The 20,368-nt window shown below is 67.5% G+C and carries 18 protein-coding genes; 2 read left to right on the top strand and 16 right to left on the bottom strand.

The annotated features are described in order from the left end of the window. Positions 1-74: 74 nt before the first annotated feature. The gene (locus EV283_RS18065; RefSeq protein ID WP_130327827.1) at positions 75-1,106 is read left to right on the top strand and encodes a protein CsuE; all 1,032 of its coding nucleotides are present in this window, start codon (positions 75-77) and stop codon (positions 1,104-1,106) included. On the opposite strand, the gene EV283_RS18060 is transcribed toward EV283_RS18065, so the two are convergent. The 11 genes from EV283_RS18060 to EV283_RS18010 form a co-directional block, all read right to left on the bottom strand. Continuing rightward, a complete protein-coding gene (locus tag EV283_RS18060; protein WP_130327825.1) occupies positions 1,103-3,496 on the bottom strand; it encodes a DUF3772 domain-containing protein in 2,394 nt (797 codons plus the stop codon). The two genes, EV283_RS18065 and EV283_RS18060, sit on opposite strands and share 4 nt — an antisense overlap. Before the next feature lie 308 nt (positions 3,497-3,804). After that, positions 3,805-5,910, bottom strand: a complete 2,106-nt coding sequence (locus EV283_RS18055; protein ID WP_130327823.1) for an acetyl/propionyl/methylcrotonyl-CoA carboxylase subunit alpha — start codon at positions 5,908-5,910, stop codon at positions 3,805-3,807. A gap of 55 nt (positions 5,911-5,965) precedes the next feature. Beyond that, positions 5,966-6,328 (bottom strand): lysozyme inhibitor LprI family protein, encoded by a 363-nt coding sequence (locus tag EV283_RS18050; protein ID WP_130327821.1) that lies wholly within the window; start codon positions 6,326-6,328, stop codon positions 5,966-5,968. Further along, entirely contained in the window at positions 6,319-7,446 is a 1,128-nt protein-coding gene (gene bioB, locus EV283_RS18045) for a biotin synthase BioB (protein WP_130327819.1), read from the bottom strand. The genes EV283_RS18050 and bioB overlap by 10 nt, the downstream gene beginning before the upstream one ends. Beyond that, positions 7,443-9,713, bottom strand: a complete 2,271-nt coding sequence (gene scpA, locus EV283_RS18040; RefSeq protein WP_130327817.1) for a methylmalonyl-CoA mutase — start codon at positions 9,711-9,713, stop codon at positions 7,443-7,445. Before scpA ends, bioB begins: the two co-directional genes overlap by 4 nt. 130 nt (positions 9,714-9,843) lie before the next feature. Continuing rightward, on the bottom strand, positions 9,844-10,623 hold the full coding sequence (locus EV283_RS18035; protein ID WP_207223201.1) for an enoyl-CoA hydratase-related protein: 780 nt from the start codon (positions 10,621-10,623) through the stop codon (positions 9,844-9,846). Next, complete coding sequence (gene mce, locus EV283_RS18030; protein ID WP_130327813.1) at positions 10,623-11,048, bottom strand: methylmalonyl-CoA epimerase; 426 nt, start codon at positions 11,046-11,048, stop codon at positions 10,623-10,625. The genes EV283_RS18035 and mce overlap by 1 nt, the downstream gene beginning before the upstream one ends. Further along, positions 11,045-11,266 carry a hypothetical protein gene (locus EV283_RS18025; RefSeq protein WP_055882014.1) on the bottom strand — a complete coding sequence of 74 codons (222 nt, stop codon included), beginning with the start codon at positions 11,264-11,266 and terminating at the stop codon, positions 11,045-11,047. The genes mce and EV283_RS18025 overlap by 4 nt, the downstream gene beginning before the upstream one ends. Then, positions 11,263-11,571, bottom strand: coding sequence for a hypothetical protein (locus EV283_RS18020; RefSeq protein WP_130327811.1), 309 nt, complete (start codon positions 11,569-11,571; stop codon positions 11,263-11,265). Before EV283_RS18020 ends, EV283_RS18025 begins: the two co-directional genes overlap by 4 nt. 54 nt (positions 11,572-11,625) lie before the next feature. Beyond that, positions 11,626-12,135 carry a hypothetical protein gene (locus tag EV283_RS18015; protein WP_130327809.1) on the bottom strand — a complete coding sequence of 170 codons (510 nt, stop codon included), beginning with the start codon at positions 12,133-12,135 and terminating at the stop codon, positions 11,626-11,628. Positions 12,136-12,270: 135 nt separating this feature from the next. Then, entirely contained in the window at positions 12,271-13,797 is a 1,527-nt protein-coding gene (locus tag EV283_RS18010) for an acyl-CoA carboxylase subunit beta (RefSeq protein ID WP_130327807.1), read from the bottom strand. 101 nt (positions 13,798-13,898) lie between these two features. On the opposite strand from EV283_RS18010, the gene EV283_RS18005 reads away from it, so the two are divergent. Continuing rightward, a complete protein-coding gene (locus EV283_RS18005; protein WP_130327805.1) occupies positions 13,899-15,293 on the top strand; it encodes an XRE family transcriptional regulator in 1,395 nt (464 codons plus the stop codon). Positions 15,294-15,423: 130 nt separating this feature from the next. Here the strand turns inward: EV283_RS18005 and EV283_RS18000 are convergent, their stop codons facing one another. The 5 genes from EV283_RS18000 to EV283_RS17980 all read right to left on the bottom strand — a co-directional run bounded on the left by EV283_RS18000 (position 15,424) and on the right by EV283_RS17980 (position 20,248). Next, complete coding sequence (locus EV283_RS18000; RefSeq protein ID WP_107956985.1) at positions 15,424-15,825, bottom strand: thioesterase family protein; 402 nt, start codon at positions 15,823-15,825, stop codon at positions 15,424-15,426. A gap of 126 nt (positions 15,826-15,951) precedes the next feature. Then, positions 15,952-18,003: an L-dopachrome tautomerase-related protein gene (locus tag EV283_RS17995; protein WP_130327803.1), complete on the bottom strand. Its 2,052-nt coding sequence runs from the start codon at positions 18,001-18,003 to the stop codon at positions 15,952-15,954. 87 nt (positions 18,004-18,090) lie between these two features. Continuing rightward, entirely contained in the window at positions 18,091-18,552 is a 462-nt protein-coding gene (locus tag EV283_RS17990; RefSeq protein ID WP_130327801.1) for a hypothetical protein, read from the bottom strand. Then, positions 18,549-19,148 (bottom strand): 4-carboxymuconolactone decarboxylase, encoded by a 600-nt coding sequence (locus EV283_RS17985; protein ID WP_130327799.1) that lies wholly within the window; start codon positions 19,146-19,148, stop codon positions 18,549-18,551. The genes EV283_RS17990 and EV283_RS17985 overlap by 4 nt, the downstream gene beginning before the upstream one ends. Continuing rightward, a complete protein-coding gene (locus tag EV283_RS17980; protein WP_130327797.1) occupies positions 19,148-20,248 on the bottom strand; it encodes a catalase family protein in 1,101 nt (366 codons plus the stop codon). Before EV283_RS17980 ends, EV283_RS17985 begins: the two co-directional genes overlap by 1 nt. Positions 20,249-20,368: the final 120 nt, after the last annotated feature.

Genomic DNA, 20,368 nt, shown 5'->3' with positions numbered 1-20,368 from the left:
CGAATCCGGTTCTTCAAAACGCATTAACGAATGCCAGCCAAGCTCGCGCAGACCTAAATCGAGAGGGCGAAGCGTTGACGACCGGACTGCCGAAACTGTTCCTCGCCCTCCTTGCCTGCGCGCCGTCCTCGGCATGGGCGGCCTGCGCGGTCACCAATACCGGCCCGACCGCGCTCGGCACCTATTCGCCCCCGGCACTGGTCAATGGTGCACCGCCATACGGTGCGGTGCCGGGCGGCTTCGACTGCCCGGGAACCGTGATATCGGTGCTGTCGGGCAATTTCCTGCGCGCCACGGTCACCAGCGCGGACGGGTTCAAGCTGACCTCGACCAACGCGGCGGATACCGTCACCGCACGCTATGTGATCGCCGCGGATAATGCGGGCGCGTATCCGTTCACGCCCGGCACACCGTTCGTCTACATGAACGGCGGGGTCATCAACCTGCTCGGATTGCTGGGCGGAGCGGCGCGCAACGTCCAGGTCTATGTCCGCCCGTCGTCGCTGACGGCGGTCAAGCCGGGGACCTATACAGGCAGCTTCACGATCGGTTGGGAGTGGCGATTCTGCTCGTTGCTCGGCGCGCTGGGCGTCTGCGCCGGTACGCTCGACCAGAGCAGCGGCGTTACCCCGGCAAGGGTCGACGTGACGATGGTCGTCTCGGCGAGGCCGGTCGGAGTCGTGATCACCACCCGCACGACCTATGATCCGATCTCGACCACCAATAATCCGCGCGCGATTCCCGGCAGCAGACAGCGGACGACGATCACGCTCACCAACACCGATATCGTCGCAGTCGACGCCAATTCGGTCGCCGTCGTACTGCCGACACCGGCTCGCGCCACGGTTGCGCTGGACGGCGACGGGACCGTCTCGACCGCGTATCTCGTCCCCACGGAGGGATCGCCCGCGTCGTCGCTCGGCGCCACCTACACCGCGCCGGGGAGCACGACCGACGACGTCGATTTCTCGTCGGACAACGGCGCCACCTGGACCTACGATCCGACCACCGCGCCGAAGGCGGTCACCAATGTCCGCATCCGCCCGCGTGGCACGATGGCGGCGGGATCGAGCTTCAGCGTGTCGTTGCCCTATGCGCTGTTCTAGCCGGAATTATCGTCCCCGGGCTGCGGGGTCGGGGCGAACGAGCCGACCAGCTCCATCTTGGTCGCGGTCGATCCGACCTCGATCCCCGCCTCGCGAAACTGGCGGAGCAGCGTGAACAGCAATTCGCTGCGGATCGGATAGGCATCGCGCGGGCTCGCCACATAGGCGAAGCAGTTGAACTTGGCGCGGCCGGCGTCGATCGAATCGATGAACACCTTCGCCTCCGGGTCGTCGAGCACCTCGTGCTTCTCGGCGAACGCGGCGAACAACATCGTGCGCACGGCATCGAGATCCTCCTCGAGCGGGACCGAGAATTGCAGCTGGATCCGGCCGAGGGGGGCCGCGAGCGTCATGTTCTGGATCGTCTTGGTGATCAGCTCCGAATTGGGCACGATCAGCGTCGATCGATCGGCGACCTGGATCTCGGTCGAGCGGACGTTGATCCGCTTCACGTCGCCCTCCATGTTGCCGATCCGGACGAGGTCGCCGATCTTGACCGGGCGTTCGGCGAGCAGGATCAGGCCTGAGACGAAGTTCTGCGTGATCGCCTGGAGGCCGAAGCCGATCCCGACCGACAGCGCGCCGAGCACGACAGCGAGCTTCTCCATGCCGATGCCGAGCGCCCCCAGCGCCCACAGCACCGCGGCGATGATCCCCGCATAGCGCGCGACCATCGTCACCGAATTCTGCGCGCCGGCATCCATCGACGTGGTCGGCAGATAGCTGTTGACCAGCCAATGCTGCAGCCCGCGCATGATCGCCAGCGCGACGAACAGCACCGCGATCGAGCGCAGCACCGCGCCTGGCGAGATGGTGATCTGGCCGATCGTGACTCCGTTCGCGACCGTCCCGAACAGTTCGAACGCTGACCCGACGCCCGCCCCGAATGGCGCCATGACGGCACCGACCGCCAGCATGATCAGCAACAGCCGCAATACGGCCGACAGCAGCACGCCGATCTGGTCGACCGTCTTGTTGTCGACGCCGAAACCGCTGTTTGCCGAGCGGCCGAGGCGGTTGCCGCTCGACAACAGCGTCCGGCACGCGTCGTCGGTGAAGGTCATCATCAGGTACAGGCTCGCCCCGACGATCGCGCCCCAGACCAGCCACGTCGCAACCTTGAGTGCGAAGTTCACATAGCCGATCAGCCCCGCGACGAGCGCCGCGATCAGCACCAGCCAGACCAGGGTCGCTACGATCGCGAGCAGCGTGTTGCGCGCGGGCTTGGCCGGATCGGGCAGCGCGGCGGCGCGCAACCGGCCGAGCGTCACCAGGATCGCGCCAAGCAGGACGATGTGCAACAGCGCGACGACCGCGTTGGCCGCGCTCGATGCGGGCGCGCTGACGCCGATGAGCAGGTTGGTCGCGATCAGCAGCTGGCCGACGAAGATCAGCGCCGCCGCCATCCAGCTATACGGCCGGAGCGCGTATGCCGCGGCATCGCCGATCGGCAGCAACCGCCACGTCGGCTGGGTCCGCAGCAGCAGCGCACCGCCGAGTGACGAGACGAAGGCGGCAAACCACGAAATGCCGACGAAGATCGCGCCGAACCGGCTAAACGCGGGCGAGACGAGCCCGCCCCAGCGCAACGACGCGACGAGTGCCCAGGCGGCGAGCCCCGGCAGCGCGGTGCCGATCACCACCAGCCACAGCGCATAGGCCGAGCGTCGCAGCCTACCGCCCGGCGTATGATTGGCCGCATAGCGACGCCCGACGCCGTGCAGCCAGCGCCGCAGCGGAATGAGCAGGACGAGCGCGGCGAGCAGCCCGACCAGCAGGCCGGTGCCCGCGCGCGTATCGAACCGCGCCGCAAACTGGCGAAACTCGGTCGTGGCGAACCGCTTGAGCCGCGCGCTATCGCGGGGCAGGTGATCGATGATCGCCGCCCATAGCGTCGGCGACAGCGGCGAACCGGTGTTCTCGGACAATTGCTGGCCGAGCTCCTCCGCCTCGGCGGCGCCGATATCGTCGATCTGCTGCTTGGCTTCGATCCCGATCAGCCGCGCGCGCTTGATCGCCGAGTCGATCGCCGACTGGCTTTGCGCTAGGAGCTTGCGTTGCGCGCGGATCTCGGGGGCCTCGACGACGCCGGGAGTCGCGGTGCCGAGCTCGGTGACGCGCGCCTGGACCAGCGCCATCTCGGGCGTCAGCGTGCGCACCGCGTCGGCGGCGGTGGTCTGCACCGCCTGCGCGCGGTCGCGCAACGCCTGCCGCGCCTTGTCGTCGCGCGCCGCCGGGGTGGCGTCGTCGATCGCCTGGAGCTCGGCCGACGCCTGGGTGAGGCCGGCGGCAACGGTCGCGACCTTCGCCTCGTCCTGTGCGGCGGCGGGGAGCGCGGTGATCGCGGTCACCGCGAGGAGCAGCGCGGCGAGGTAACGGAGGAGTGTCATCCGCGGCGCTGTACAGCGATGGGCGGGTAAACGGGAGGGTCTTCGCCTCCACCACCCCGGCGAAGGCCGGGGCCCAATTGGGGCCAATAATGATCGAGGTTCGCGTGCGATTACGACGACCTTGCCATTTGGGCCCCGGCCTTCGCCGGGGTGGTGTACCAGTGGGGTGGTGTTCGCAAAACACAAACGCCCCCCGTTGTTCTCCCGCGAAGGCGGGAGCCCAAACTGGGTCCCCGCCTTCGCGGGGAAACAGTTTGCCGCCCCCGTCACCCCGGCCGAGGCCAGGCCGACCGGCACGGTCGCACGCTTTAGTCGAGTTCGAGGATCACTTGGTCGACCGCGAGGCTGTCGCCGGTCTTCGCCGCGACCGACTTCACCGTGCCGGTCTTCTCGGCGCGCAGGATGTTCTCCATCTTCATCGCTTCGACCACCGCGAGCGGCTGCCCCGCCTCGACCCTGTCGCCCGCCGCGACGTCGAGCCGGACGAGCAGACCCGGCATCGGGCAGATCAGGAACTTCGACAGATCGGGCGCGACCTTCTCGATCATGTGCGCGGTATAGGGGGCGAAGCGCGCCGGCAGCACGCGCGCGACGTGGCTCGCGCCGCGGGTGGTGAGCTTGAAGCCCGCGCGCACCTTGGCGATGCGGATCGTCAGATGCTCGTCGCCATCGACGCCGTGGCCGTCAGCGACAACCATCCGGTCGCCCGGCGTGTATTCGAGCGCCAGATCGAGCTCCTCGCCATCGACCGCGATGCCGTCGGTCGAGACGGTCACCGTGTGGTCGATTTTATCGATCGTCACCGACCAGTCGGCGGGCGGGCGCAGGCGCTTGCCGAGTTGGCCGTCGACGCGGCGCGCGCGGTCGGCCTCCGCAGTGGCGGCGAACGCGGCGACCGCCGCGAGCGTCTTGAGCAGCCCGGCATCGGCGGGCGCGCCGTGGAAGCCGTCGGGATATTCCTCGGCGATGAACCCGGTGGTGAGCGCGCCCGACTGGAAGCGCGGATGCTGCATGATCGCCGAGAGGAAATCGATGTTGTTGCCCGGCCCCTCGAGCTCGAACGCGTCGAGCGCGGCGATCTGCGCGGCGATCGCGGCGTCGCGGGTGGGCGCCCAGGTGATGAGCTTGGCGATCATCGGGTCGTAGAACATGCTGACCTCGCCGCCCTCGCGGACGCCGTCGTCTACGCGGACATACGCATCTCCCCTTCCGCTTGCGGGAGGGGTCGGGGGAGGGGCCGACCCGGCGGCGTCGTGGTCGGCGTGTATGTCACGCCCTCCCCTAACCCCTCCCGCAAGCGGGAGGGGAATGCTTGTCTCGGGCGGGTTGTACCGGACCAGCCGGCCGATGCTCGGCAGGAAGCCACGATACGGGTCCTCCGCATAAACCCGGTTCTCGATCGACCAGCCGTTGAGCTTCACGTCGTCCTGCGAAAAGCCGAGCGGCTCGCCGGCGGCGACGCGGATCATCAGTTCGACCAGATCGAGCCCGGTAATCTCCTCGGTCACCGGATGCTCGACCTGGAGCCGGGTGTTCATCTCGAGGAAATAGAACCCCTCCCCCGTCGTGTCCGCACCCGACACGATCAGCTCGACCGTTCCGGCGGAATAATAGCCCACCGCGCGCGCTAGTGCGACCGCCTGTTCGCCCATCGCCTTGCGCATCTCGGGCGTCACGAACGGCGACGGCGCCTCCTCGACGACCTTCTGGTGGCGGCGCTGGATCGAGCATTCGCGTTCGTTGAGGTAGACGATGTTGCCGTGCTGGTCGCCGATCAGCTGGATCTCGATATGGCGCGGGCTTTCGATGAACTTCTCGATGAACACGCGGTCGTCGCCGAACGACGCCAGCCCCTCGCGCTTGGTCGCCTCGAAGCCTTCGCGGACGTCCTGCTCGCTATAGGCGAGTCGCATGCCCTTGCCGCCGCCGCCGGCCGACGCCTTCATCATCACCGGGTAACCGATGCCGCCCGCGATCTCGACCGCGTGATCGGTGCTGTCGATCTCGCCGAGATAGCCCGGCACAACGTTGACGACCGCCGCCTTGGCGAGCTTCTTCGATTCGATCTTGTCGCCCATCGCAGCGATCGCGGCCGGCGGTGGCCCGACGAACGCGATGCCCGCCTCGGCGCACGCGCGCGCGAAACTCTCGCGCTCGGACAGGAAGCCGTACCCCGGATGAATACAGTCCGCGCCCGTCTCCTTGGCCGCGAGCAGGATCAGCTCGGCATTGAGATAGCTCTCCGCCGCGGGTGCCGGCCCGAGCCGGACCGCCTCGTCGGCCATCAGCACGTGCGGGCTGCGCGAATCGGCATCGGAGTAGACCGCGACGGTCTTGATGCCCATCGCCTTGGCGGTCCGCATGACCCGACACGCGATCTCGCCGCGATTGGCGACCAGGATTTTCTTGAACATCTCTCGCCCTACTCTGTGCCGTCTCCCCGGACATGGCCCGGGTGCGGGCTTGGGGTTACTGGTACCAAATCATCGATTTGAGCTGCGCCGTCCGGGCCTTGGTCAGATCGGTGCGGCACCCGGCTGTCGTCGGGCCCTGTGCCGAACCGCCGGCATATTGCCCGCCCTCGATCACGCATTGCGTATCGCGGAACTTGAGCCAGGCGCGCTGGCTCTCGAGCAACGCCGCGGCATAACCGAACCCGCCGCCGCGCGACCCGTCCTGCCCGTCGCGCTGCTTCATATAGGCATAGGTGCGCTTCCACTGCGCGGTCATCGCCGCATCCGCCTGCGCATAGCTGGTGCCCGCGGACCGGTTCATGTCGGCCTGCGTCTGGATCGGCGCGGCGGCGCTCAGCAGCAGCGCGATCAGCAGCATGTCTTGGCCTCGCGCATCGGTTCGGGGCCGACCATCGGTGTCATCCCGAGCTTGGCTAGCAATGTCGCATCGGCGCTGTCGCCAGCGTTGCCCGTGGTGAGCAGCTTGTCGCCGGTGAAGATAGAGTTCGCGCCCGCCATGAAGCACAACGCCTGCGTCGCTTCGGACATGCTCTCGCGACCGGCGGACAGGCGAACCATGCTGAGCGGCATCGTGATGCGCGCGACCGCCACGGTGCGGACGAATTCGATGTCGTCGATCTGTGCAAGCGGCGTGTCGGCGAGCATGTTGCCGAGCACCGTCCCCTTGACCGGGACCAGCGCGTTGACGGGAACGCTCTCCGGGTGGCGCGGCAGCGTGGCGAGCGCATGGACGAAGCCGACGCGGTCGCTGCGCGTCTCGCCCATTCCGACGATCCCGCCGCAGCACACCGAGATCCCGGCGTCGCGGACGTTGGCCAGCGTCTCGAGGCGGTCGCCGAAAGTGCGCGTGGTGATGACGTTGCCGTAATTCTCCGGCGAGGTGTCGATATTGTGGTTGTAGTAATCGAGACCGGCGTCGGCGAGCTGCTTCGCCTGATCGGCGTCGAGCATGCCGAGCGTCATGCACGTCTCCAGCCCCATCGCGCGGACGCCCTCGACCATCGCGACGACCTTCGGCATGTCGCGGGCTTTAGGGTTGCGCCACGCGGCGCCCATGCAGAAGCGCTGCGAGCCGGCCGCCTTGGCCTGCGCGGCGTCGGCGAGGACGGCGTCGACGTCCATCAGCTTTTCCGCCTTCAGCTGCGTGTCCGCGCTCGCGGACTGCGAGCAATAGCCGCAATCCTCGGGGCAGCCGCCGGTCTTGATCGACAAGAGCGTGCACAGCTGCACTTCGCTGACCGCGTGATGCGCGCGGTGAACGGTCTGCGCGCGGTACATGAGTTCGTCGAACGGCAGGTCGAACAGCGCGGCGATTTCCGGGCGGGTCCAGTCGGTCCTGGACTCCCCTTCCGCTTGCGGGAGGGGTCGGGGGAGGGGCTGGCCCGATACGGCGGTGGCGGCAGTGTTTGCGGCACTGCCCTCCCCCGACCCCTCCCGCAGGCGGGAGGGGAGAAGGTCTAGAATTTCGGTCGTCATTCTGCGGCTTCCTCTTGCGGGCCCATATTATGGCCGAGGAGCTTCAAGACGTCCTCGGCGGCCTGGATCAGGTTGGTGCCGGGTCCGAAGATCGCCTGGACCCCGGCATCACGCAGCGCCTGATAGTCCTGTGCGGGAATAACGCCACCCGCGATCACCTTGATATCCGCGCGCCCCGCCTCGCGCAGGTGATCGATCAGTTCGGGGATCAGCGTCTTGTGTCCCGCCGCCAAGCTAGAGGCGCCCACGATGTCGACGTCCTTGGCGAGCGCCAGCGTGGCGACCTCCGCCGGGGTCTGGAACAGCGCGCCCGGCACGATCTCGAACCCCAGATCGCCGAACATCGACGAGACGAGGTTGGCGCCGCGGTCATGCCCGTCCTGGCCCATCTTGGCGACGAGCATGCGGGGCTTGCGGCCCATGCGACGCTCGGTCGCCGCGACACCGTCGGTCAGGCGGGTCCAGCGTGCGTCGTCCTCATAGGCGCCGCCATAGACGCCCGACACGGGGGTCGGCTGCGTGCCGTAGCGGCCGAACACGTCCTCCATCGCCGACGAGATTTCGCCGAGCGTCGCGCGCGCGCGCGCGCAGTCGACGGCGAGCGCGAGCAGGTTATTCTCAAATCCTCCCCGATCCGGGGAGGTGGCAGCCGAAGGCTGACGGAGGGGGGTCTCCACGGGCGTATCCGTGTGTGGAGCTCCCCCTCCACCAGCCGTTGGCTGGTCCCCCTCCCCGTTCCGGGGAGGAATTCGCGCGCCCTCGCGCAGCGCATCGAGCGCGGCGCGGCACGCGTCCTCGTCGCGCGTCGCCTTTACGCGCGCGATCCGTTCGACCTGGCCTGCGCGCACCGCGACATTGTCCACGTCGAGGATCTCGATCGCGTCCTGTTCGGCGAGCTTGTACTTGTTCACGCCGACGATGACGTCCTCGCCGCGATCGACGCGCGCCTGGCGCCCCGCGGCGGCTTCCTCGATCATCGCCTTGGGCCAGCCCGCCGCGACCGCCTTCGCCATCCCGCCTTCGGCCTGGATCCGCTCGATCAGCGTCCACGCGCCGTCGACCAGGCTCTGCGTCAGGCTCTCGACATAGTAACTGCCGCCGAGCGGATCGACGACCTTGGTCATCCCCGTCTCTTCCTGGAGCACGATCTGCGTGTTGCGCGCGATCCGGGCGGAGAAGTCGGTCGGCAGCGCGATCGCCTCGTCGAGCGCGTTGGTGTGGAGCGACTGCGTGCCCCCCAGCATCGCCGCCATCGCCTCGATCGTCGTGCGCATGACGTTGTTGTACGGGTCCTGCTCGGTGAGCGAGACTCCGCTCGTCTGGCAATGCGTGCGCAGCATCTTCGACCGCTCGTCCTGCGCGCCCAGCTGCGTCATCGCGCGGTGCCAGAGGACGCGGGCGGCGCGCAGCTTGGCGATCTCCATAAAGAAGTTCATGCCGATCGCGAAGAAGAACGAGAGGCGCCCGGCGAACTTGTCGATGTCGAGCCCGCTTGCGACGCCGTATTTCACATATTCCATCCCGTCGGCGATCGTGAAGGCGAGCTCGTGGAGCTGCGTCGCCCCCGCCTCCTGCATGTGATAGCCGCTGATCGAGATGCTGTTGAACTTGGGCATCTCGCGGCTCGTGTAGCCGAAGATGTCCGAGATGATCCGCATGCTCGGCTCGGGCGGGTAGATGTACGTGTTGCGGACCATGAACTCCTTGAGGATGTCGTTCTGGATGGTCCCGTCGAGCAGATGGCGTGGCACGCCCTGCTCCTCGCCCGCGACGATGAAGAAGGCGAGGATCGGGATCACCGCGCCGTTCATCGTCATGCTGACCGACATCTTGTCGAGCGGGATGCCGTCGAACAGGATCTTCATGTCCTCGACGCTGTCGATCGCCACGCCTGCCTTGCCGACGTCGCCGGTGACGCGCGGATGGTCGGAGTCGTAGCCGCGGTGCGTGGCGAGATCGAACGCGACCGAGAGGCCTTTCTGCCCCGCGGCGAGGTTACGCCGGTAGAAGGCGTTGGAGGCCTCGGCGGTGGAGAAGCCCGCGTACTGGCGGATCGTCCACGGCCGGCCGGCGTACATCGATGCGCGGACACCGCGGGTGAAGGGGGCGAACCCTGGGAGGCCGGGGTCGGCGGTGACGTCATCCGCGGTGTAGAGCGGCTTGACGTCGATCCCTTCGGGGGTCGCCCAAGTGAGGTCGGCGCCTTTGACTTCCTTGGCGGCGGCGGCCTGCCAGTCGGCGAGGGTGGGGTTCGTCTTGTCAGTCATGCTTAAAACACCACCCCGGCGGAGGCCGGAGTCCAATTGGAAAGATCGAGGTAACGCAGCGCAGCACCGGCCAAAGGACGCTTGCCCAATTGGGCCCCGGCCTTCGCCGGGGCGGTGGCGTTGAGGAGCGTCACTTGCCCGTGAACACCGGCTTGCGCTTCGTCAGGAAGGCAATGCCGCCCTCCATCGAATCCGCCGACCCGCGCGCCGCGCGCTGGTTGACCGCCTCGGCCTCCATCGCGCCCGCATAGTCGCTCGCATACGCCGCGGTGATCGCGCGCCGCATCAGCCCGAGCGCGATCGTCGGCATCGCCGCCAGCCGCTCGGCCAGCGCGAACGCCTCGGCGTCGAGCGCGTCGTCCGCGACGACCTTGTGCACCATCCCCCAGTCGAGCGCCTTGGCGGCGGGCACGCGCTCGCCCAGCATCATCATCTCGGTCGCGCGCGCGCGGCCGATCAGCCGCGGCAACATCCACGACGCGCCGCCATCGGGCACCAGCCCGATATTGACGAACGCCTGGAGGAAATACGCGCTCTCGCTCGCGACGCAGAAATCGGCGGCGAGCGCGAGGCTGCAACCGATCCCCGCCGCCGGCCCGCGCACCGCGCTGACCACTGGCACCGACAGGTCGGCGATCGCCACCATCGTCGGATTATAGCTCCGGGTCAGCGCCGCATAGGTCGCCTCGCCCGGATTGTCCGAGCCGAGCGCCCCGCCGCCGACATCGGCGCCTGAGCAAAACGCCCGCCCCGCGCCCGCGATCAGCACCGCGCGCGCACCGTCGAGATCGGCGAGCGCCGCCGCCAGTTCCTCGAACATCGCAGGCGGCGCGGCATTCAGCCGGTCGGGGCGGTTCAGCGTCAAAACCAGCACGTCGCCGCGCCGTTCGCTCAGGATATGCTCGGCCATCAGTGTGCGCCCTTCGGTGTTTCCATGAGTTCGACGAGCATCCCGCCAAAGTCCTTCGGGTGGACGAACACGATCGGCGTGCCATGCGCGCCGATCCGCGGTTCGCCGAGCACGGTCGCGCCCTTCGCCTTCAGATCGGCGACCGCCGCGTCGATATCCGCGACCTCGAAGCAGACATGATGCTGCCCGCCCGCGGGGTTCTTGCGCAGGAACCCCGCGATCGGCGAGCTGTCGTCATAGGGCTCGATCAGCTCGATCTGCGTGTTGGGCGCGTCGATGAAGCACACCTTCACCCCCTGCGCGGGCAGATCGAACGGTTCGCCGATCGCGGTCGCGCCAAGCAGCGTGCGATACGTCTCGATCGATTTCGCGATCGACGGCGTCGCGACGCCGACATGGTTGAGGCGGCCCAGCGTAGCGGTCATCCCTCGATCCTCGGGCTGTCGGGCGTCCGGCGCGCCATCGCGGCGCCCTCGATCAGTCCCTCGATGCGGCTGACGCGTTCGCGCAACGCGACATGGCTGTCGGCGAGGCGCGCGAGCCCTGCGCTCAGCCCGGTGAGCTTCGCGTCGAGCCCATCGAGCCGCTCCTGGTACGTCAGCAACGCCTTGATGACGCCGAATGCCTTCTCGGTCGCGCTCATGCGGCGTGGCTCATCGGGACCGGGTCGCCCGCCAGCGCACGCTCGATCGCCTCGAGCGCGCGGTCGATCGACTGCTCCATCGAATCGATTTTCGCATGCCAGTGCGGCAACATCGCCTCGATCTCAGGCAGGATCAGCGCCAGCGCCTTGTCATCGTCCCCGTCGGCACGGTCCTCCGCCGCGAGATACCGCGTGGAGGCCTCGCGCAGGACGTGGCCGACGGATTTACCATTGCTGGCGGCAAAGGCATCGAGTGCCGCCTTGTGATCGGGCGAAGTCAGAAACGTCACGCGTTCGGTCTGCATGTCACGACTCCTTATCATGACATGATAATGTGCGGCTGGCGGCGATACAACGCGTCATTCGGCCGGCTCCGCGGCGGGCCTGACCGGTACCGGGGGAACAACTCCGAGCGTGTAGCCACAGACGCCGAGCACCTGCCGCACCATCGCATCGCTGGCCGGCGCGGCGAAGTTCGCCTGCACCGCGAAGCTCGCGCCATTGGTCGTCTCGACGCGCACCGTCTTCGACTTGACCAGGAAACTGGTCAGCCGGGTGATCGCCTCGGGATCGGTGATATAGGTCCCCGTCCCCGGAAACTGCCAGTTATAGGTGAAGGCCGGCCCGCCATCGAACCGTACTGCGACGGGCTTGTCCGCACCGGACCCGAGCGGCTGCGGCTGGATGAACTGGATCGACACGATCGGTTCTGACGCGACGTCGCACTTCACGACGAACCGCGAGAGCCCGTCATTGCCGGTAACCGACGCGGAGATACTGCGCACGCCCGCGGGACTGGTGCGATCGGCGAGTTTCCAGGCGGGGCCGGCTGGCGCGGCGGCTTGGAGAAGCAGGAGAAACGCTAGCATGATACCTCCGTCCCCCGGCACGTCATCACTCCAGCGGATGCCGAAGTTTCAGCACGCGAACCGCCGCCCGGCCGCGTCAGATCCCAGCGGTCGCTGGGGTGACGGAGGCTGGGCCGGACCGCATGACACGCGGGGTCACAGCGGGATGTTGTCATGCTTCTTCCACGGATTCTCCAGGCTCTTGCCGCGGAGTTTCCGTAGGCCGAGCGCGATCCGGCGGCGGGTCGAGTGCGGCTGGATTACCTCGTCGATAAAGCCCTTAGACGCCGCGACGAACGGGTTGGCGAAGCGCGCCTCATATTCTGCGGTACGCTCGGCGATCTCCTCGGGCGTCTTGCCACGGAAGATGATCTCGACCGCGCCCTTCGCGCCCATCACCGCGATTTCCGCGGTCGGCCACGCATAGTTGAGGTCGCCGCGCAGGTGCTTCGACGCCATCACGTCGTACGCGCCGCCGTAAGCCTTGCGCGTGATGACGGTGATCTTCGGCACGGTCGCCTCGGCATAGGCGAACAGCAGCTTCGCGCCGTGCTTGATGATGCCGTTATGCTCCTGCGCGGTGCCGGGCAGGAAGCCGGGGACGTCGACGAACGTCACGATCGGGATCTCGAACGCGTCGCAGAAGCGCACGAACCGCGCCGCCTTCTTCGACGAATTGATGTCGAGCACACCCGCCAGCACCATCGGCTGGTTCGCGACGAAGCCGACCGTGCGCCCCTCGATCCGGCCGAAACCGGTGATGATGTTGGCCGCATGCGCCGGCTGCGTCTCGAAGAAATCGCCCTCGTCGACGACCTTCCGGATCAGCTCGTGCATGTCGTAGGGCTGGTTCGCCGAGGCCGGCACCAGCGTGTCGAGGCTGTTCTCGATCCGGTCCCACTCGTCCGCGGTCGGGCGCTCGGGCACGCCCGCACGGTTCGATTCGGGCAGGAAATCGAAGAAGTCGCGCGCCGCGAGCAGTGCCTCGATATCATTCTCGAACGCATTGTCCGCGACCGACGTCTTGGTCGTGTGCGTCACCGCGCCGCCCAGCGCCTCCTGCGTGACCACCTCGTTCGTCACCGTCTTGACCACATCGGGGCCGGTCACGAACATGTAGCTCGAATCCTTCACCATGAAGATGAAGTCGGTCATCGCCGGGCTGTAGACCGCGCCGCCCGCGCAGGGCCCCATGATCAGCGAAAGCTGCGGCACGACGCCGCTCGCGAGCGCATTGCGCTGGAACACCTCGGCATAGCCGCCCAGCGAGGCCACGCCCTCCTGGATTCGCGCGCCACCGCTGTCGTTCAGCCCGATGATCGGCGCGCCGACCTTCATCGCGCTGTCCATCACCTTGCAGATCTTCTGCGCATGACGCTCGCTGAGCGACCCGCCGAAGACGGTGAAATCCTGGCTGAAGACGAAGACGAGGCGGCCGTTGATCGTGCCCGATCCCGTGACCACGCCGTCGCCGGGGATCACCTGATCCTGCATGCCGAAATCGACGCAGTTATGCTCGACATACATATCGAGCTCCTCGAACGATCCCTCGTCCAGCAGCACGTCAAGGCGCTCTCTCGCGGTGAGCTTTCCCTTGGCGTGCTGCGCTCCGATCCGCTTGATACCCCCGCCCACTCTTGCGGCTTCGCGGCGTCGTTCAAGCTCTTCGATCGTCGATGACATCGTCTCTCCGTCCTGCTGGTTGCCTTCACAGAGCGGGACGCTTCGTGCAAATGCAATGTTGCAAACTTGTAGCACACATGTTTGCAAACTAGGCTTGAGGAATGACCACGCCCCCTCGTCGCCTCTTCGTCGGACACCGGCTGCGGACCTTGCGCGGGACGCTCGGGATCAGCCAGGCGGCAATGGCGGTGCGGATCGGCATCTCTGTCAGCTATCTGTCGCAGATCGAGAATGGCGATCGCCCGGTCAGCGAAGCCGTGCTCGTGACGCTCGCGCGCGAATTTCCCGCCGATTGGGGCAGCATCGATGCGGCGGACGACACCGCGCTGCTCGTTGCGACGCTCGAGGCGGTCACGGACACCAGCGTCGCGGCGCCTACGCTCGACGAGCGCGCGATCCGCCGTGCGGTGAAGCACCAGCCGTTGCTCGCGCAGCGGCTCGTCGCGATGCACGACGCGTATCGCCGTGCGCAGGAGCAGTTGCGCGCGCTCGACGACCGACTGGTCGCGGGGTCGGGCGCACCCGGGCTGCTGCCATGGGAGGATGTCCGCGACTGGTTTCACGCGGCGGGCAATTATGTCGACACGCTCGACCGCCGTGCGGAGGAGATTGGCGAGACGCTGGGCAGCGACCGGATCGCCGCGCTCGAGGCAAGGCTCGTGGCGCGCGGCGTATCGGTGGCGATCTCGGGCGCGCTCGCAGCACCCTTGCGCGAGTATGACGGGGCCACCCTCCGGCTCGACGGATCGCAGCCGGGCGAGACGATCCTGTTCTCGCTCGCGCATCAGGTCGCGCGGCACGAGTTCGGCGACGTGATCGGCGGGATCGTCGCCGCGTCGGAGATGGTGTCGGAAACCGCGCGCGCGCTGCTGACCGCGGGGCTCACCAACTACGCGGCGGGCGCGATCGTGATGCCTTACACCCGCTTCCGCGCCGAGGCGCGCAGCGTACGCCATGATATCGACCGGCTGCGGCGGATCTTCGGGACGAGCTTCGAGCAGACCTGCCACCGGCTCTCGACGTTGCAGCGCCCCGGTGCGCTCGGCATTCCGTTCTTCTTTTGCCGGGTCGACATGGCGGGGAATATCACCAAGCGGCATTCGGCCACGCGGTTGCAGTTCGCGCGGTTCGGGGGGGCGTGTCCGCTCTGGATCGTCCACGAGGCGGTCGCGATTCCGGACCGGATCCTGACTCAGCTGATCGAGACGACCGACGGGATCCGCTACGTCTCGATGGCGAAGGGGCTGGTAAAGCCGTCCGAGACCTATACGCGGCCGGCGCGGCGCTATGCGGTGGCGCTGGGCTGCGAGGAGGCGAATGCGTCGGAGTTCATCTATGCGGACGCGCTGGGGACCGGGGGGATCGCGACGCCGATCGGGTCTTCGTGCCGAATCTGCCTGCGCACCGACTGCGACCAGCGCGCGTTTCCGCCGGCGGCCAGCGATATCCGCGTCGATCCGGATCGGCGCGGCGCTGTGCCGTACGAGGTGGTGTGATGCGCTATCACCAACGCACCACCCCGGCGAAGGCCGGGGCCCAATTGGGGGGCGGCAATAACAAGGAACTGCGCGCCCTTACCGCCACCTCACCAATTGGACCCCGGCCTTCGCCGGGGTGGTGGCGGCCTCAATCCTTCGGGAAGAACCGCTCGACCACGTTGCTCGCGAGTCGCGAGGGCCGCAGCGTTTCCGCATCGAGGCAGCACCAGCTCGACTTCACCTCGGCCAGCACATCCTCGCCGCGCTTGATGATCGTCTCGTAGAACGCGCGCGCGCCCTGCACCTTTTCGAGCAGCACCGTCGCGATCACGTCGTCGTTCAGGAAGGCCGGCTTTCGGTAGGTGATCTCGTGCTTGAGCGCGACCCACAGGTGCCCGGCGACCGCATCGGCGGGCGCAAGCCGCTGCCAATGGTCGATCACTGCCGCCTGTACCCACTTCAGATAGTTCGCGTTGTTGACGTGACCCATGAAGTCGATGTCAGCCGGCTCGATGCCGATGGCGTAGTTATGGGGAATGGCTGTTGTCACGCGCCATATATAACATGCGAACATGAACATAGCGATGACGGGCGAGGCAGGCTGCCAATATTAAATATGCGTGTTGGCAGCCCCCCCGCCGGGCATCGACGGGGCGGAAACGTCCCGGTCAGCCGATCACCGCTTGGCTGGTGCGAACGAGAACAGCTCGGTACGCAGCGAGGCGGGTGCGCCCGGCTTGAACCAGCTGGTGTCCTGGATGTGGCTGGCGGTCACGTAGATGCGGCCATCGGGGCCTTCGGCGAAGGTGTCAGGCCAGCGCAGTCGAGGATCGGTCAGCACCGGCTCGACATGATCGCCCACCAGCCGCGTGATGCCGTTGTCGGTCGGCGAGGTGATGTAGAGCACGCCTGCCTTGCTCATCCACAGGCCATCGGCGACGTGAGTCTGCGCCACCGTCTTCACGCCCGCGGCGCGATCCTGCTCGCTGACGCCGTCGCGGAGCAGCGCGGTGTCGATCGAGTAAAGCGTCTTTCCCGTCAGCGCCTGGTAATAGAGCGTCTTGCCGTCGTTGGAGATAGCGATGCCGTCGGCGGCGAAGGCGGGCTGGCGGTTGTCGGGGCGAACGAGCGGCTTGCCATCGGTCATTACCTTCACGGACTTGTCGATCTGCGTCGATCCATGCCCGTCGAGCGCGCGGAAGCCCTTGCCGGTCTCCAGGTCGATCACGATGATCGCGCCGCGCGTCCCGGAATCGGTGATGTACCCGGTCTTGCCGTCGGGCGAGAAGCGGATGTCGTTGAGGTAGGTGCCCTGCAACGCGACGTCGAGCGGCACCTTGATGACCTTCGTCACGCGGTTCGTCGCGAGGTCGACCTTGACGAGCTTGGGTGCGCCTTCGAGGATCTTTTCGTTACCCGGCGCGCCGGGATCGAGGACCCAGAGATTGCCGTGGCCGTCGGGCACGATCGACTGGACGCAGACGAAATAGTCGCCGACCGGCAATTCGCTCGCACGCGCGTTGCGCCAGCTGTTCCACTTGGCATCCGGATAGGCCTTGAGCGACCCGTCCTTCATCACTTCGGCGACCGAGATCGGCGCGTCGTCGGTCCAGCGCGGGAAATTGACGAAGCGGCGGCCGTCGGCGGTGACCGCGACGCCGGTCGCCTGGTGATCGAACTGCGCAACCTGAGTCAGCGACGTGGCCCCGCGGGGCTGGGCACCGCGGGGCTGGGCCTGCGCGACGCCGATCGCGGCGGCGGCGATGACGGCGATGGCGGCGGCGCCCGCGAGGAAGGGCTTGGTCTTGGACATTAACAGGCTCCGGTCGATAGTGTCGGACAGGTCGGCAGGATTGCCGGTGAAAAGCTGGATGAGGTGGCGCGCGACCGCGTTCGGGTTCTCGCGCTGCGGGAAATGACCCACGCCGGCGAGTTCGACGAACGCGAAGGGTCCCGCGAACTTGTGCGGCACGGCCTTGCTCGCGGACGGTGGGTTCACGCCGTCGACCGCGCCCTGGATATAGATCGCGGGCAACGAGAGCGTGGCGGTCGCCTTGACCTTGTCCTCGAGCCACTGGCTGCGCGGGTCGGGCTCCGCCTCGTCCCAGCGCGCACGGTAGCTGTGCAGCGTGACGTCGACCCAGTCGGGGTTGTCGAACGCGCGCGCAACGTTCTGGAACGTCGCTTCGTCGAACCAGCCCGGCGGCGCCCAATTCTCCCAATGGATATGCGCAAACCCGGTGCGATCGTCGCGGACCGCCTGCGCACCGCGCGCGGTCGCCATGAACCAGTGATACCATTGCCGCTGTGCCTGCGCGAACGGCGGAGTCGGCATGCCCCCCAGGCGCGGCGGGGTGGCGAGCATCGCCAGCCGCTCGACCCGGTCGGGCCAGCCGACCGCCAGTGCCTCGGCAGTGTTCGAGCCCCAGTCATGCCCCGCGATCATGAATCGATCGATGTCGAGCGCATCCATCAGCGCGATCATATCCATCGCCAGCACCGCGCTGTTGCCGGTGCGCGGGCTGTCCGCATCGACGAACCGGGTCTCGCCGAACCCGCGGAGCGTCGGCACGATAGTCCGCAGTCCCGCGGCATGGAGCGCGGGCAGGACCGAGTCCCAGGTCGAGGCGTCGTCGGGCCAGCCATGGATCAGCAGCACGGGCTGCCCGTCGCGCGGCCCCGTGTCGGTATAGGCGATGGCCAGCGTATCGGTGGTGATGATCGGCATGTCAGCGCTCCCAAACAGGCGTAGGTGCATAGGGTTCCGGCATGACGGGCACTGCACCGTCCGGCTGCGCGACGCGCCGCATCGCGCTCATGCGCGCGCCGCCAGCCTGGCGCCCGCAGCGGTCGCCAGACCGAAGCCGACATGGTTGAGCGTATGCATGCCGATCGTCCCGGCATCCGCCTTCCATTCGGGCGGCTTCACGCCGAGCAACGGCCCCGTCAGCCAGTGCATTGCCGCATAAAAGGCCAGGCCGAACCCGATACCCGAGACGAACACGTCGCTGTCCTCGTCGGTGGCCGCGGCATAAACCAATGCCGCGCCCGCCGAGAGCAGCAGATGGCCGCCCTGGACGATCGCCTGTTCGCCGGGCGCCGCAAGCCGGTCGGCGGGCGGTGTCGCCATGCCGAGCTTGCGCGCGCTCGTACGTTCCAGATCGACCAGCTCCGACGGCGTGCCGCTGGTCTTCTCCCCCCGCATCAGCAGCGCAGTGATCGCCAGCCCGGCGACGATCCCCCCCGCCACCGCGCCCGTGGTGCGCCTGGTGCTCATGCGGCTTCCCCCCGATCCGCGGGAAGGCTTTCCTCCCGACCGGGTACCGACATGTCATAGGCATTGAGCAGCACCGACACGAGGCAATAGCCGCCGACGAGGTAGATCAGCTCGGCGGTACGGTCCTCGCCGAACGCGTCGACCGCGCGACGATAGGTCGTCGAGGGCAGCTGGCGGCCGCCCGCCAGCGTGACCGCGACGTCATAGGCGGCGGCCTCTTCCTCGGTCAGGTCGGCGGGACGCTGTCCCGCCGCGATCGTCGCGACCTTCGCGTCGCTGAGGCCAACGGCCGCCCCTACCCGCTCATGCGCGTAAAGTTCGTAGCGCGAGTTGAACGCCGCACCTGTGGCGAGGATCGCGACTTCATGCGCCGGCTTGGGCAAGCTGGCATTGTCGATCAGCGCCTTGGTATAGGTCCAGGCGGCGCGACCAAAGGCCGGGAAACGCAGCATCGGCGCGAACGGACCGATCAGCGCGCCGTCGTCGCGTCGCGAGACGAAGCCCTTGAGATGCTCGGCGATGTACGCGCCCATCTCGTCGTGCAGCGGACGAAGCTCGGCGGGCATTTCTTCGGGTGGAAACGGCGCGGCGCGCATCAGATGCGCTCCGATCCGGCGTCCTGCGCGGTCGGCTCGTGATAGGGGCAGCCGTTGGTGCGTGCGCGGAAGTCCGCCGAATGGCGATACGTGTCCTTGCGGGCGCGGTTGATGTTGCCGAGCGGGCGATGCGCGGCGATCCCGGTCCACACGCTGAAGCGGCTTTCCTCGTTGATCCGACGGACGTGCTCGTCGCTCCAGCTGTCCTGCGCCGGGGCGCGAACGGTGCCGACGCGGATGAACGGCGCCGCCTGCTCGTCCCATTGCACGGTCGAATCCTCGACCGGCTGCGCGTCCAGATCACGGCACAGCTGGACGCGGAATTCCCATTCGAGATCCATGCCGCGGACCTCGTCGCGGACGTCCTCGCGGATCGCGTTCTCGCGACCGTCGACGTCGATCTCCTTGCCGGTGAGCACCGTCATGCCCGGCGTGACCGGTGCCAGGCTGAACTTGGCGACATGATTGCCGTACCGGAACGCGGTTGCGCTGTAATAGGTATCGCCGAGCGGCTCCGAATTGGGCGCGCCGCCGAGCGAATTGAGCGCCGTCGGCGGTTCGGCACCGACCGCCTCGAACACATGCCGGACGCCGCGCATCACCGCCGACGCGACGGTCTTGGTCCCCTCGATCCGGTCGGTCGTCTTGGCGAGAAGCTTCAGGTTGCCGAGGAACTTTGCCGAGGTCTTGGCCTGGAATACCGGGCCGTTGACCATGATGAAATCCTGCGCATTGCCCTCAGAGCCCGGCAGACGCTCGCCTTCGACATCGAACACCTTCATCGCCAGGCCGCGCGGCAGGCTGATGACGTCGGGCAGGATGTCGCCCGCGTTGGTGGACAGGCGGATCAGCACCTTGTGCGCGCCGGGCGTCGCAAACAGCCCCTGCGCCAACTCGGCGGGCAGGCCCGCATCGATCGTCAACTCGCCTTCGAGCAGCCCGTGCGACTTGGCATGGACCGAGCGAACCGCATGACCGTAATCCTCGGCCGTGCGCTCGAGGATGACATCGAACGCCTCGTTGAGTTCGACGACGGTATCCTGCTCGTCGGGCTGCACCTGCTCGACGTCGGGGCTGTAGCGGATCGGTTCGTTTGCCATGTGTTTGCCTTTCCAGTGATCGTCATGAGGTCGGCGGTTGCGCGAGGTGGAGGCGAACGCGTCCCTAACCCGCGCAACCGCCAGCGCCCTGGAGGCCCCCGCGCGATATGACCGCGCGCC

This window comes from Sphingomonas sp. BK036, from assembly GCF_004216825.1.
GTDB lineage: Bacteria > Pseudomonadota > Alphaproteobacteria > Sphingomonadales > Sphingomonadaceae > Sphingomonas.
The sequence above is the reverse complement of the archived record's forward strand: the minus strand, read 5'-3'. Positions and strand labels throughout refer to the sequence as shown.